Origin of the sequence: Mycobacterium sp. RTGN5 (genome assembly GCF_033804465.1) — a bacterium.
Taxonomy (GTDB): Bacteria; Actinomycetota; Actinomycetes; order Mycobacteriales; family Mycobacteriaceae; genus Mycobacterium.
Genome location: NZ_JAPZLA010000002.1, coordinates 304,895 through 317,895, shown reverse-complemented (window position 1 = coordinate 317,895; position 13,001 = coordinate 304,895). Strand labels below are relative to the sequence as shown.

Genomic DNA, 13,001 nt, shown 5'->3' with positions numbered 1-13,001 from the left:
CCCGAACATACGCCCGTACGGTGGACGGGTGGAGCGAATGCGCGACGACGACGCCTGCCCCGGTGCGCTGCAGGTGCACCAGGCCGCCGACGGCGCGCTGGCCCGGTTGCGACTGCCGGGCGGGATGATCACTGCCGCACAGCTGGAAGCACTGGCGCACACCGCGACCGAGTTCGGTAACGGCACGCTGGAGCTGACTGTGCGGGGCAATCTGCAGCTGCGCGGGGTGCGGGACGCGACGGCGGTCGCCGACGCTGCGGCCGCGGCCGGCCTGCTGCCCTCACCGACCCACGAGCGGGTGCGCAATATCGTCGCCTCCCCGCTGTCCGGCCGGGTCGGCGGGCTGGCCGATGTGCGGCCGTGGGTGACCGATTTGGACATCGCCATCCGGGCCGACCCCGACCTGGCGCGTCTACCGGGCCGGTTCCTGTTCGGCATCGACGACGGCCGCGGTGACATCTCCGGCCTGGGCGCCGACGTCGGTGCGCATGTGGTGCCCGACGGTGTGGCGCTGCTCCTGGCAGGACGCGACACCGGAATCCGGCTCGCGACGAGCGAGGTGGTCGTCGCGTTGCTCACGGTCGCCCGCCGGTTCGTCGAGGTCCGTGGAAAGTCTTGGCGGATAGCGGAATTGGATGATCCATCCGCGCTGGTGTCGGATTTCGACGTGACAGCGCCCGCTGGAACGACGTACCCGCCGGTGGTGCGCCCGCCGGTCGGCTGGATCGCCCAGGACGACGGCGGAGTGGCGCTGGGCGCGGCGGTCCCCCTGGGCGTGCTGACCGCGCGGCAGGCCGAGTTCGTTGCCGCCATCGACGCGCCGGTGGTCATCACCCCGTGGCGCTCCCTGCTGGTGTGCGATATGTCCGACGGGGTGGCCGACACGGCGTTGCGGGTGCTCGCCCCGATGGGGCTGGTATTCGACGAGAGCTCGCCGTGGCTGGACATCAGTTCCTGTGTGGGCAGCCCAGGATGCGAGAAGTCGCTGGCGGACGTGCGGGCCGAGGCGACCCGGGTGGCAAGCGAAGGCGTAGATGGACGGGCGGGCGGGCACGTGCACTACGTGGGCTGCGAGCGGGCGTGCGGCAGCCCGCCGACCGGGCAGGTGTTCGTGGCGACCACGGAGGGGTTCCGACCAGCATCGCGGTAGGTCGTAGGGTGATCGCGTGCTCGACTACATCCGCGACGCCGCCGAGATCTACCGGCAGTCGTTCGCGACGATTCGCGCCGAAGCCGATCTGACGGCGTTCCCCGAGGATGTCGCGCGTGTGGTCGTCCGGTTGATCCACACCTGCGGGCAGGTCGACGTCGCCGAGCATGTCGCGTTCACGCCCGGCGTGGTCGCTGCGACGCACGCCGCCCTGCTGGCAGGGGCGCCGATCTTGTGCGACTCGTCGATGGTCGCGGCCGGTATCACCGCCGCACGCCTGCCTGCGGGCAATGAGGTGGTGTCCCTGGTGGCCGATCCGCGGGCGGCCGAGCTGGCCCAGCGCCGCGGCAACACCCGCTCGGCGGCGGGTGTGGAGCTGTGGGCCGACCGGCTTACCGGAGCGGTGGTGGCCATGGGCAACGCGCCGACCGCGCTGTTCCGGCTGCTGGAGCTGATCGACGACGGGGTGCCCGGGCCGGTCTCGGTGCTGGGCGGACCAGTCGGGTTCGTCGGCTCCGCGCAGTCCAAGCAGGAGCTGATCGACCGACCGCGCGGGATGGAGTACCTGGTGGTGACGGGTCGTCGGGGTGGCAGCGCGATGGCCGCCGCCGCGGTGAATGCGATTGCGAGTGAACGCGAATGACTGGGACTCTCTACGGCGTCGGGCTTGGCCCGGGCGATCCGGAACTGGTGACGGTCAAGGCCGCACGGATCATCGGCGCCGCCGACGTGGTGGCCTATCACAGCGCCCGGCACGGCCGCAGCATCGCGCGGCGCATCGCCGAGCCCTACTTGCGCGCCGGCCAGATCGAGGAACACCTGACCTATCCGGTGACCGTCGAGACCACCGAGCACCCCGGCGGCTACGCGGGTGCGATGGAGGGTTTCTACCGGGAGTCGGCCGAGCGCATCGCCGCACATCTGGATGCCGGGCGCGATGTCGCGTTGCTGGCCGAGGGCGATCCGCTGTTCTACAGCTCCTACATGCACATGCACACCCGGCTGACCGAGCGGTTCAGCGCGGTGATCATCCCTGGCGTGACGTCGGTCAGCGCCGCCTCGGCGGCGATCGCCACTCCCCTGGTGACCGGCGACGAGGTGCTCTCGATTTTGCCGGGCACCATGCCGGTGCGCGAGCTGGCCCGTCGCCTCGCCGACGCCGACGCGGCGGTGATACTCAAACTCGGCCGCTCATATCCCCAAGTGCGGGAAGCGCTTTCGATGGCCGGACGGCTAGACGAGGCGTTCTACGTCGAACGCGCCAGCACCGACGCGCAGCGGGTGCTGCCGGCCGCCGAGGTCGACGCGGCCGGCGTGCCGTACTTCTCGCTGGCGATCCTGCCGGGCGGAGCCGGAGGGTCGGCGACATTAGGCAGAAGTGGTCGCGTGAAACCGGCCATCGGTGGCGTCGCGGTGGTGGGCCTTGGTCCCGGCGACGTGGACTGGATGACGCCGCAGAGCCGCCAGGAGCTGGCGGCGGCCACCGACCTGATCGGCTACGGACCGTACTTGGACCGGGTGCCCGCGCAGCCAGGGCAGCGTCGTCATCCCAGCGACAACACCGACGAACCGGAGCGGGCGCGGCTGGCGTGCGAACTGGCCGAGCAGGGCCGCGCGGTCGCGGTCATTTCTTCCGGCGATCCCGGGGTGTTCGCGATGGCCACCGCCGTGCTCGAGGAAGCCAAACAGTGGCCGGATGTTGCGGTGCGGGTGATCCCGGCGATGACGGCCGCGCAGGCGGTCGCCAGCCGGGTCGGTGCTCCGCTGGGTCACGACTATGCGGTGATCTCGCTGTCGGACCGGCTCAAGCCGTGGGACGTCATCGCGGGCCGGCTATCGGCGGCTGCACAGGCCGATCTGGTTCTGGCGGTATACAACCCGGCATCGAAGAGCCGCACCTGGCAGGTCGCGGCCATGCGAGACCTGCTGCTGGAACACCGCGAACCGGGCACCCCGGTGGTGATCGGCCGCGACATCGCCGGGCCGCGCGAATCGGTGAAGATCGTGCGGTTGGGCGACCTGGATCCGGCCGATGTCGACATGCGATGCCTGCTGATCGTCGGTTCGTCGCAGACGCAGTGGTACGGCGACACGGTGTTCACCCCGCGGCGCTATCCGAGCTGACGATCCCGGCCGGTTTGCTTCTGCGTCAACACGGGCACTTCTCCCCCAGCCGCCCCACCTGTCAGTTGCCTGGATAGCGGGGCACGTACGCAACGGGTGGAGCGCCATGAATCTCACACGCACCAAGTCGGTCGAACAGTCCATCGCCGACACCGAGGAATCCGAACATCAACTGCGCAAGGAACTGGGGCCGCTGCAGCTGACGGTGTTCGGCGTCGGCGTGGTCATCGGGACCGGCATCTTCGTCCTCACCGGAGAAGCCGCCGGCGAGAAAGCCGGCCCGGCCATCGCGCTGTCCTTCGTGTTCGCCGGCATCGCCTGCGCGCTGGCCGCGCTGTGCTACGCCGAATTCGCGAGCACCGTGCCGGTCGCGGGCTCGGCATACACCTTTTCCTACGCGAGCCTCGGCGAGCTCGTCGCCTGGATCATCGGCTGGGACCTGATCCTGGAACTGGGCCTTGGCGCGAGCACGGTGGCCGTCGGCTGGTCCAGTTACTTCGCCGACGTGATGAAAGGCATCGGGATCACCATTCCCGACTTCGCCTACGGCGACGGGCACAACCTTGTCGCTGCGGCCATCGTGCTGATCCTCACCGCTGTCCTCTGCCTCGGGATCAAGATCTCCTCACAGGTCAACCTCGTGTTTGTGGTGATCAAGGTGGCCATCGTCCTGCTGGTCATCGTGGCCGGCGCGTTCTTCATCAAGGCCGCCAATTACTCGCCGTTCATCCCGCCGTCCGGCTCGCCGGCGGCCTCAGGCGGCGCGGCCACCCCGTCGCTTCTGCAGGACATCGGCCTGGCCCCGGGTGCGTTTGGGATCAGCGGCATCTTCACCGGCGCCGCGCTGGTGTTCTTCGCCTTCATCGGATTCGACATCGTCGCCACCGCGGCTGAGGAGACCAAGAAGCCGCAGCGCGATATGCCGATCGGCATCTTCGCCTCACTGGGCATCTGCACCATCCTCTACGTCGCGGTGTCGCTGGTGGTCACCGGAATGGTCAAGTACACCGACATCAAGGTCGACGCCCCACTGGCGGAGGCGTTCCGGTCGGTCGGTCATCCCGGCTTCGCCAACGTCATCTCGGTCGGCGCCCTGCTCGGGCTGACGACGGTCATGATGATCCTCATGCTCGGCCAGAGCCGGGTGTTCTTCGCGATGAGCCGCGACCGCCTCCTTCCCGCGACGTTCGCGAAAGTCAGCCCGCGGTTCGGCACCCCAGTGCGCACCACCCTGCTGACCGGCATCGTGGTCGCCCTGATCTCCACCTTCGTGCCGTTGACGGCGCTGGCCGAACTGGTCAACATCGGCACCCTGTTCGCCTTCGTGCTGGTGGCCATCGGCGTGATCGTGTTGCGGCGCACCCGGCCTGATCTCGAGCGCGCGTTCCGGTGCCCGGGTGTGCCCGTAGTGCCGGTGCTCGCCGTACTGACGGCGTTCTACCTGATGCTGAACCTGCCGGCTGGGACGTGGATCCGGTTCGGCATCTGGATGGTGATCGGTCTGGTGGTCTACTTCATCCACGGCCGCCGGAAGAGCCGGCTGGCGACCGACCCGCATTACTCCCGCGAAGCCGACGCCGCGGCGTCGAAAAGCCGCGAATCCGACGTCGCGTCGGACGCCTAGGACAGCCGTCGTACCCAGTTGACGGCCTCGTCCACCGTGCCGACCACGTCGACTCCGGTCGGCAGCGGCGGCCGGTCGATCATCACAATGGCAATGCCCAGGTCGGCCGCCGCTCTGAGCTTGGCCTCGGTCAGCTCTCCCCCGCTGTTCTTGGTCACCAGCACGTCGATTCGGTTGTCCCGCAACAGTGCACATTCATCGGCGTAGTCGTATGGCCCCCGCGACAGCAGCACCTCGTGGTTGCACGGCAGCAGCACCGCATCGGGTGGCGTCACCACCCGGATCAGGAACCACGCGTGGCTCGAGGTGAACGGGGCCACCCCGGAGCGCCCGGTGGTGAGGAACACCCGCGAATAGTGCTGGTCGGCAACGACGTGCGCGGCCTCGACGTCGGAGGCCACCCGCACCGCGCCAGCGGCCTCCCAGGCGGCACGGGACAGCACCAGGTGCGGCATTCCCAGTTCGGCGCACGCCTGGGCGGCATGTGCGGTGATGGTCGCCGCGAACGGGTGGGTGGCGTCGACGACGGCACCGATCTCGTTGTCGTCCAACCACTGTCGCAGACCCGCCACACCACCGAAGCCACCGACGCGGACCGGTCCGACCGGCAGCGCTGGGTCGGGCACCCGTCCGGCAAGCGAGCTGACAATGTCGTAGTCCGGGTGCAGCCGGGTCGCCAGCGCGCGCGCCTCCCCGGTGCCGCCCAGCAGCAGGATCCGCATCAGTGCCTGCTTCCCCGGGACCGGCCCGAGGAATACAGGTAACTGTCCGTGAACCCTTCGGCGGCAAGCACATCGCCGACGACGATCACCGCCGTTTTGGTGATCTGCGCGTCGTGCATCTGCCCGGCGATATCGGCCAGCGTGCCGCGCAGCACGACCTCCCGCGGCCAGCTGGCGAAGGCGACGACGGCGACCGGGGTGTCCGGCCGGTAGCCGCCCTCAAGCAGCTGCGGCACGATCGCGTCGATCCGGTGCGCAGCCAGGTGCAGCACCAGCGTCGCGCCGGGCTGGCTGAGGGTGATCAAATCCTCGCCGTCGGGCATCGCGGTCGAGAGCGTCGATACCCGGCTCAGCGTCACGGTCTGCGCCACTCCCGGCACTGTGAGTTCGCGCCCGAGCGCCGCGGCGGCGGCCGCGAATGCCGGCACGCCAGGGACGATTTCGTAGTCGATGCCGCGTGCATCAAGGTGGCGGCACTGCTCGGCCAGCGCGCTGTAGATGGAGGGGTCCCCGGAGTGCAGCCGCGCCACGTCGTGGCCGGCGGCGTCGGCGTCGGCCAGCTCGGAGATGATCTGCTCCAGAGTCAGCGGACCGGTGTCGACGACTTTGGCGTCGTCGGGGCACAGGGCCAGCAAGTCCTCGGGCATGATCGAGCCGGCGTACAGGCACACCCGGCAGCGTTGCAGCAGTCGCTGACCACGCACGGTGATCAGGTCAGCCGCGCCAGGCCCGGCGCCGATGAAGTAGACCGTCATGGCTTGCGTACCACCCACTGGGTGACGGGCATGGCGGGCCGCCAGCCGGTGAAGCCACCCACCGCCTCGCCACGATAGTGCTGGAAGCGTCGCAGCTGGCCGCCGAGCTTCGAATAGTATTGCAGAAGAACGACTTCGGATTCTGCCGTGACGGTGTTGACGACCAGTCGACCGCCGCTGGGCAGTCGCTGCAGGCACGCGTCCAGCAGCCCAGGTGTCGTGAGCCCACCGCCGATGAAGATCGCCGCCGGATCCGGCACACCGGTGACGCCGTCGTCGGTCAAGTCGGCGTCGGCGAACGCCTCGGGTGCCGCGCCGCGCACCTCGACGTTCGCCCCGAACGTGAAGGCGTTCGCGACAATCCGGGCACGCCGCTGCTCATCGCGCTCGAATGCCACCGCAGCGCAGGCTGATCCACTTCGACACCACTCGATAGCAATGCTTCCCGAACCGGCGCCGACATCCCACAACAGCTCCCCGGGGCGGGGTGCCAACGCCGCCAATGTGACCGCGCGCATCGACTGTTTGGTGAGCTGCCCGTCGTGGGCGAACGCGTCGTCAGGCAGCACCGACAGCAGACGCTCGTCGGGCAGGTAGCGGACGGCGACCACGTTCAGATCATCGACGCCGCCGGGCGGTGCGCTGGCCCAGTCCTGGGCGGTGCCGTCGCGCCTGCGTTCGGCCGGACCGCCGAGCTGCTCCAACACCGTCATCCGCGAGTCACCCAGGCCCGCATCGGCGAACACGGTCGCCAGCGCGCCGGGCTCCGAACCGTCGCGGCACAGCACGATCGCCTGGCCGCCGCGGCGCACCGCGGCGTGCGGCCGCGCATTCATCAGGCTGATCACCTCGGTGTCCTGGACCGACCAACCCAGCCGGGCGCAGGCCAGCGTCACACTCGACACGTGCGGCAGCACCGTCACCCGATCGGCTCCGCAGACGCGGATCAGTGAGGCGCCGACGCCGTGCAGCATCGGATCGCCGCTGGCCACCACGTGCACGTCCTCATCGGTGTCGCGAATCGCACACAGCCCGTCCAGGAACGGCCTGCCCCATTCCCTGCGTTCCGCGGTGACAGTGTCATCGAGCAAATCCAGCTGCCGCCGAGATCCGTAAATGATTGTCGCCCGGCGTAATTCGGTACTCGGCACCGGCGCCAGCCCGGCCATGCCGTCGGCGCCGATGCCAACGACGATGATCCGGCTCACCGGGGCATCCTCCGCCACACGAACTGCGGCGTCATCCGAAACGCGAAAGCCAGCAGCGCGAGAGGCGCGGGTACCCAGACCCGGCGACGGCCCTTACGCAGCGCGCGGACGGTCGCGTCGGCCACCTGGGCGGGTGTGCGGGACAGCGGCGCCGGGTCCATGCCCTGCGTCATCCGCCCGACGACGAACCCGGGTCTCACGACCAGCAGCCGCACCTCGCTGCCGTGCAGCGCGTCGGCCAGCCCGTTGGCGAAGGCGTCGAGCCCGGCCTTAGCCGAGCCGTAGACATAGTTGGCGCGCCGCCCACGCACCCCGGCGATCGAGGAGAACACCACCAGCGATCCCGCGCCTGCTGCACGCATGGCCAACGCCAGGTGGGTCAGCAGGCTGATCTGAGCCACGTAGTCGGTGTGCACGACCGCGACGGCGTGGACCGCGTCGGCTTCGGCGCGGGTCTGATCACCGAGGATCCCGAACGCCAGCACAGCGGTGCCGATCGCGCCGTGCTCGGCCACCAGCCGCTCGATCAGCGGGCCGTGCGAAGCAAGGTCGTCGGCGTCGAACTCGACGGCGTGCACCGCCGTCGCTCCCGCGGCGCGCACCGCACTGACCTGCTCGTCAAGCTGATCGGAACGCCGGGCAGCAAGCACCACGGTGGCGCCGGACGCCAACCGCTCGGCGACTTCGACGCCGATCTCGCTGCGGCCGCCGAAAATCACGACCGGACCGGCCCCCGTGTCATTCACGGCTGTGATTATTCACTGCAGTAGCCTCGACTCCGATGGGCAACTCAACGACCCGGCTGACCAGCGACGCGCTGGCCTTCCTCACCGAACGCCACCTCGCGATGCTGACAACCCTGCGCTCGGACACCTCACCACACGTGGTGGCTGTCGGCTTCACCTTCGATCCCAAAACCCACATCGCCCGCGTCATCACCAGCGACGGCTCGCAAAAGGCCATCAACGCCGAGCGATCCGCAGTCGGCGTGCTGTCCCAGGTCGACGGCGCACGCTGGCTATCGCTCGAGGGCACAGCCAGTGTGAATCGCGATCCCGGGGCCGTCCGCGACGCCGAGCTGCGGTACGCCCAGCGCTACCGCACCCCGCGGGTCAACCCGAAGCGTGTCGTCATCGAGGTGCACGTCACCCGGGTGCTCGGCTCCTCGGGGCTGCTGGATCACTCGAAGAGCTAGACCGGCACCACTGTCAGCTCGTGCGGGCCGGTGTTGACGGCCAGCGCGCCGTCGGCGGTGACGATCACGATGTCCTCGATGCGGGCGCCCCAGTGGCCCGGGAAATAGACACCCGGCTCGACGGAGAACGCCATCCCCTCGGTCAGCGGCAGATCGTTGCCCGCCACGATGTAGGGCTCCTCGTGCACCGAGAGCCCGATGCCATGCCCGGTGCGGTGCACGAAGTACTCGGCCAGCCCGGCGTCGGCCAGCACATCTCGGGCGGCCGCATCGACCTGCTCGGCCGTCACGCCGGGACGCACCGCCGCGACCGCAGCGGCCTGCGCGCGCTGCAACACCGCGTACTGTTCGGCGATTTCGGCGCTGGGCTCGCCGAGGCTGTAGGTACGGGTGCAGTCGGAGTTGTAGCCGGGAGCGTAGGGCCCGCCGATATCGACGACGACGATGTCGCCGGCCTCCAGCACCCGCTCGGAGCATTCGTGGTGCGGGTCGGCACCGTGCGGACCGGAGCCGACGATGATGAAAGCCACCGATGAATGCCCCTCGGCCACAATGGCTTTGGCGATATCGTCGGCGACGTCGGCTTCGGTGCGGCCGGGTACCAAGAATTCCGGCACCCGGGCGTGCACCCGGTCGATCGCCGCACCCGCCTTGCGCAGCGCGTCGATCTCCGCCGGATCCTTGACCATCCGCAGCGAGCGCAACACGTCGGTGGCCAGTACCGGGGTCGAACCGAATCGTTCGGCCAGCGGCAACAGGTGCAGCGCGGTCATCGAGTCGGTGACCGCGACGCGGGCGTGCCCGCCGAGCGCGACCGCGACGATGTCGTAGGGGTTTTCGCCGTCCACCCAGTCCTGCACGAGCAGACCCAGATCGAGAACGGCAGATTCCTTCAGCGAGGCCAGCTCGAGGCGGGGTACGACCATCATCGGCTCGCCGGTCGCCGGGACCACCAGCGCGGTCAGCCGCTCGAAGGTCTGGGCCGCCGAGCCGACGAGGTACCGCAGGTCGTAGCCGGGAGTGATGACCAGCCCGGCCAGATCGGCATCGGCGGCCAGGGCTGCTGCGGCGGCAAGCCGGCGGGCATAAACATCGCTGCTGAAACGGCTCGCGCTCATGCCAGCCAGGCTAGCGGCAGGCATACGATGACGCGATGCTGCGCGACATCCGTGAGCTCACCGACGACCCCGCGGCCTACGCCGCCGAACTCAACCGGCGCTGGGGCGGCCTGCTCAGCTACCGCTACCTGGGGCGCAGCTACTCGTCGATGGACGTGGGCGCGCAAGACACCGTCGCGATCCGCCACGACATGCGCAATCCGACGGGCGGGCTGTTCCTGGCGGTGCTGGGCATCGTCTCACCGGACAGCGGGCTGGTCTCCGATCGTGAGGCGGTGCCCAACCCGGTCGTCGTGTCCATCCAGGTGCTCGATCCCGGCCGCGACGTGCGCCGCATCGAGATCCAGTCCGAGGACCTCAAGCGCGGCAGGCAGATGTCCTACAGCCGGTCCCGGATCGTGGACGCCGACAACCCGACTCGGGTGCTGGCGCTCAACGAGGGCCAGGGCATCAGCATCGGTGTACCGCCCGAGGGGCTGGGGAAGATGGAACTCAACCCCATCGAGGTCGTCGACTCCCCTGACCTGCCGCCGCTCTGGCAGGTGTTCGGCGCCGCCCGCAGGCCCGGCGGGGTCTGGGCACTGCCCGAATTGTCCGTCGAGGTGGCCTCTCCGGATGCCGCGCTGCACATCGGACCGCAGTTCGTGGTGCTGGAGACCGCCGCCCTGGACGCAGCGGCCACGCTGGTGGGCACCGATCAGCTGCAGGGCGTCAGCTCGCATGTGATGTTCCTGGCGCGGGGCAAATTCGGCCCGTTCCGCGTCGATGCGGATCCGATCCTCGGCGCCGACGGTACCGTCGCGGTGCGCGCCACGATCTATGACGAAGGCGCAGGCGACAAACCGATCACCGCCGGATCCTATGTATTCCGTTATGGCCGAGGGTAATTCGCGATCTCGACCAGATTTCCCTCGGGATCGCGGCAATAGTAGGACGTCATCGGACCCAGCGCACCGTTCTTGGTGACCGGACCCTCGGTGATCTCCACCCCGGCGTCACGCAACGCAGCCGCGACGTCGTCGGGTGGGGCCGTGGTGATGAAACACAGATCCACCGATCCGGGGGCATCCACCTCCGCGGTGTGCCAGTCCGGTGCTCCGGTGGGCCGCAGATTGAGCTTTTGATCGCCGAATCGCAGTGCCACCCTGGTGCCGGAGAACACCTCGCGGCGCATGCCGAGGACGCGGACGTACCAGTCGGCGACCGCGTCGACGTCACGACAGTTGAGCACCACGTGATCGATCCGTTCGATGGCGAACGACATACGCCAACGCTACTGGCAGGATGGCTGGCATGTCTGCACCGGTGTTGCTGCTCGACGGCGCCAGCATGTGGTTTCGTTCGTTCTTCGGCGTTCCCTCGTCGATCACCGCGCCGGACGGCAGGCAGGTCAATGCCCTGCGCGGTTTCCTCGACAGCGTGGCGACGCTGATCACCAGGGAACGTCCGGGCCGGCTGGTGGTCTGCCTGGATCTGGACTGGCGCCCGCAGTTCCGGGTGGACGCGATCCCTTCGTACAAGGCCCATCGGGTTGCTCAGGAAAAGCCCAGCGGTGAAGCGGATTTGGAGGAAGTGCCGGACGCGCTGAGCCCACAGGTCGACATGATCATGGAGCTGCTCGACGCGTTCGGGATCGCCACCGCGGGCGCGGAGGGCTTCGAGGCCGACGACGTGCTTGGCACGCTGGCCGTTGCCGAAAAACGCGATCCCGTCGTGGTCGTCAGCGGTGACCGCGATCTGCTGCAGCTGGTCGGCGACGACCCGGTCGCGGTGCGGGTGCTGTATCTGGGCCGGGGTTTGGCCAACGCGACGATGTTCGGGCCGGCCGAGGTCGCCGAGCGCTACGGCGTGCCGGTCCACCGGGCCGGGCCCGCCTACGCCGAGCTGGCGCTGCTGCGCGGTGATCCGTCCGACGGGCTGCCCGGAGTCCCCGGTGTCGGGGAGAAGACCGCGGCCACGCTGCTCGCTCAGTACGGCTCGCTGGAAGCTATCTTGGCGGCCGCGCACGACCCGAAATCCAAGCTGTCCAAGGCTTTTCGCGCCAAGTTGCTGGCCGCCACCGAATACATCGAGGCGGCCGGTCCGGTGGTGCTGGTGGCCCGCGATGCGCCCGTCGAGTTGTCCACTGCCGACGATCGGCTACCGCTTTCGGCCGCCGACCCCGCCCGCGTTGCCGAACTGGCCCACGCGTACGGCGTCGGTTCGTCGATCGGACGCCTGCAGAAAGCGCTCGACGCGCTCCCCGACTAGCTACTTCGGCCGGCCGACCTCGTACGTGCCCTTGTCGTCCTGGAACGTCACCGTCACCTGGCGCTTGGTGCCGTCGATGCTCACCTCGCAGGTGAACGTGTCACCCTTCTTGACCGTGGGGTTCGCGCCGTTGTTGCACTTGACGTCCTTGACGTTCTTGGCGCCGTAGCCGTTGGTCTCGTCGGTGAGGATCTGCTGCACGCCGCCCTGTGCCTTGCCGATGTCCAGCTTGGTGGTGACGAAGAAGCCGGGCTTCCAGAAGCCGAGCACCAGCACGACGGCAACGACGATCGCGGCCAGCACACCGATGACGGTGAAGATCACGGCCGACGACTTCTTGGCGGCTTCCTCGCCGCCGGACGGGTAGGGCGCGTACTGCCCGGGCTGGTTGGGATCGCCCGGCTGCTGCGGGTACTGGCCCGGTTGCTGCGGGTACTGGCCCGGCTGCTGGGGGTACTGGCCGTACTGCGGCTGCCCGTACTGGCCGGGCTGACCTGGCTGGCCCGGCTGGCCGTACTGGCCCGGCTGGCCGTAGGCGCCCGGGTTGTATTCGGCCGGCGCCTGGTAGGGCTGCTGCGGGTACCCCTGCGTCGGCTGCTGGCCGTACTGCGGGTACTGCTGCGGGGTGTACGCGGGCGGCTGCCACGCCGGCGGCTCGCCGGTCGGCTGCTGCCAGGCCGGGGTCTCGCCGCCAGATGTATCCGGCTGCTGCCACGCCGGCGTGGGCTGCTCGGAGCCGGGGGCGGGCTGATCCTGACCCTGGGCGGGCTGGCCCTGCCAGGGGTTTGGGTCAGAACCCTGCGGTCCGCTCATCGTCTCTCCTTGATCTGGTAGCGATTCGCCGCTCCCACCGTA

14 protein-coding genes are annotated in these 13,001 nt (G+C 69.2%); 7 read left to right on the top strand and 7 right to left on the bottom strand.

What is annotated here, in order from left to right:
- The first annotated feature begins 28 nt into the window (after positions 1 to 28).
- The 4 genes from cobG (at position 29) to SLQ31_RS14100 (ending at position 4,898) form a co-directional block, all read left to right on the top strand.
- Positions 29 to 1,150, top strand: a complete 1,122-nt coding sequence (gene cobG, locus SLQ31_RS14115) for a precorrin-3B synthase (protein WP_319433576.1) — start codon at positions 29 to 31, stop codon at positions 1,148 to 1,150.
- Positions 1,151 to 1,166: 16 nt separating this feature from the next.
- Positions 1,167 to 1,793 (top strand): precorrin-8X methylmutase, encoded by a 627-nt coding sequence (locus tag SLQ31_RS14110; protein ID WP_319433574.1) that lies wholly within the window; start codon positions 1,167 to 1,169, stop codon positions 1,791 to 1,793.
- The gene (locus tag SLQ31_RS14105) at positions 1,790 to 3,274 is read left to right on the top strand and encodes a precorrin-2 C(20)-methyltransferase (protein WP_319433573.1); all 1,485 of its coding nucleotides are present in this window, start codon (positions 1,790 to 1,792) and stop codon (positions 3,272 to 3,274) included. The genes SLQ31_RS14110 and SLQ31_RS14105 overlap by 4 nt, the downstream gene beginning before the upstream one ends.
- Positions 3,275 to 3,380: 106 nt before the next feature.
- Positions 3,381 to 4,898 (top strand): amino acid permease, encoded by a 1,518-nt coding sequence (locus tag SLQ31_RS14100; protein ID WP_319433571.1) that lies wholly within the window; start codon positions 3,381 to 3,383, stop codon positions 4,896 to 4,898.
- Here the strand turns inward: SLQ31_RS14100 and SLQ31_RS14095 are convergent.
- The 4 genes from SLQ31_RS14095 to SLQ31_RS14080 are packed head-to-tail and all read right to left on the bottom strand — an operon-like array spanning position 4,895 to position 8,329.
- A complete protein-coding gene (locus SLQ31_RS14095) occupies positions 4,895 to 5,620 on the bottom strand; it encodes a cobalt-precorrin-6A reductase (RefSeq protein ID WP_319433569.1) in 726 nt (241 codons plus the stop codon). The genes SLQ31_RS14100 and SLQ31_RS14095 overlap by 4 nt on opposite strands.
- On the bottom strand, positions 5,620 to 6,375 hold the full coding sequence (gene cobM, locus SLQ31_RS14090) for a precorrin-4 C(11)-methyltransferase (RefSeq protein ID WP_319433567.1): 756 nt from the start codon (positions 6,373 to 6,375) through the stop codon (positions 5,620 to 5,622). The genes SLQ31_RS14095 and cobM overlap by 1 nt, the downstream gene beginning before the upstream one ends.
- Entirely contained in the window at positions 6,372 to 7,583 is a 1,212-nt protein-coding gene (gene cbiE / locus SLQ31_RS14085) for a precorrin-6y C5,15-methyltransferase (decarboxylating) subunit CbiE (RefSeq protein ID WP_319433565.1), read from the bottom strand. The genes cobM and cbiE overlap by 4 nt, the downstream gene beginning before the upstream one ends.
- Positions 7,580 to 8,329, bottom strand: a complete 750-nt coding sequence (locus SLQ31_RS14080; protein WP_319433563.1) for an SDR family NAD(P)-dependent oxidoreductase — start codon at positions 8,327 to 8,329, stop codon at positions 7,580 to 7,582. Before SLQ31_RS14080 ends, cbiE begins: the two co-directional genes overlap by 4 nt.
- A 35-nt stretch (positions 8,330 to 8,364) precedes the next feature.
- On the opposite strand from SLQ31_RS14080, the gene SLQ31_RS14075 reads away from it, so the two are divergent.
- A complete protein-coding gene (locus tag SLQ31_RS14075) occupies positions 8,365 to 8,778 on the top strand; it encodes a PPOX class F420-dependent oxidoreductase (protein WP_319433561.1) in 414 nt (137 codons plus the stop codon).
- On the opposite strand, the gene SLQ31_RS14070 is transcribed toward SLQ31_RS14075, so the two are convergent.
- Positions 8,775 to 9,896, bottom strand: coding sequence for a Xaa-Pro peptidase family protein (locus SLQ31_RS14070; protein ID WP_319433560.1), 1,122 nt, complete (start codon positions 9,894 to 9,896; stop codon positions 8,775 to 8,777). The two genes, SLQ31_RS14075 and SLQ31_RS14070, sit on opposite strands and share 4 nt — an antisense overlap.
- Before the next feature lie 35 nt (positions 9,897 to 9,931).
- On the opposite strand from SLQ31_RS14070, the gene SLQ31_RS14065 reads away from it, so the two are divergent.
- Positions 9,932 to 10,783: a hypothetical protein gene (locus SLQ31_RS14065; RefSeq protein ID WP_319433559.1), complete on the top strand. Its 852-nt coding sequence runs from the start codon at positions 9,932 to 9,934 to the stop codon at positions 10,781 to 10,783.
- Here SLQ31_RS14065 and SLQ31_RS14060 read toward each other — a convergent pair.
- Positions 10,768 to 11,160, bottom strand: a complete 393-nt coding sequence (locus SLQ31_RS14060) for a VOC family protein (RefSeq protein WP_319433557.1) — start codon at positions 11,158 to 11,160, stop codon at positions 10,768 to 10,770. The two genes, SLQ31_RS14065 and SLQ31_RS14060, sit on opposite strands and share 16 nt — an antisense overlap.
- Before the next feature lie 29 nt (positions 11,161 to 11,189).
- On the opposite strand from SLQ31_RS14060, the gene SLQ31_RS14055 reads away from it, so the two are divergent.
- Entirely contained in the window at positions 11,190 to 12,146 is a 957-nt protein-coding gene (locus SLQ31_RS14055) for a 5'-3' exonuclease (protein ID WP_319433555.1), read from the top strand.
- Here SLQ31_RS14055 and SLQ31_RS14050 read toward each other — a convergent pair whose 3' ends face one another.
- Complete coding sequence (locus SLQ31_RS14050) at positions 12,147 to 12,959, bottom strand: DUF4333 domain-containing protein (protein ID WP_319433553.1); 813 nt, start codon at positions 12,957 to 12,959, stop codon at positions 12,147 to 12,149.
- Between the last annotated feature and the right edge of the window lie 42 nt (positions 12,960 to 13,001).

Bases quoted from the DNA above. Each gene is read 5' to 3' on its own strand.
- SLQ31_RS14105 (WP_319433573.1), top strand. From the start codon at position 1,790: ATGACTGGGACTCTCTACGGCGTCGGGCTTGGCCCGGGCGATCCGGAA.
- SLQ31_RS14100 (WP_319433571.1), top strand. From the start codon at position 3,381: ATGAATCTCACACGCACCAAGTCGGTCGAACAGTCCATCGCCGACACC.
- SLQ31_RS14095 (WP_319433569.1), bottom strand. From the start codon at position 5,620: ATGCGGATCCTGCTGCTGGGCGGCACCGGGGAGGCGCGCGCGCTGGCG.
- cobM (WP_319433567.1), bottom strand. From the start codon at position 6,375: ATGACGGTCTACTTCATCGGCGCCGGGCCTGGCGCGGCTGACCTGATC.
- SLQ31_RS14075 (WP_319433561.1), top strand. From the start codon at position 8,365: ATGGGCAACTCAACGACCCGGCTGACCAGCGACGCGCTGGCCTTCCTC.
- SLQ31_RS14070 (WP_319433560.1), bottom strand. From the start codon at position 9,896: ATGAGCGCGAGCCGTTTCAGCAGCGATGTTTATGCCCGCCGGCTTGCC.
- SLQ31_RS14065 (WP_319433559.1), top strand. From the start codon at position 9,932: ATGCTGCGCGACATCCGTGAGCTCACCGACGACCCCGCGGCCTACGCC.
- SLQ31_RS14060 (WP_319433557.1), bottom strand. From the start codon at position 11,160: ATGTCGTTCGCCATCGAACGGATCGATCACGTGGTGCTCAACTGTCGT.
- SLQ31_RS14055 (WP_319433555.1), top strand. From the start codon at position 11,190: ATGTCTGCACCGGTGTTGCTGCTCGACGGCGCCAGCATGTGGTTTCGT.
- SLQ31_RS14050 (WP_319433553.1), bottom strand. From the start codon at position 12,959: ATGAGCGGACCGCAGGGTTCTGACCCAAACCCCTGGCAGGGCCAGCCC.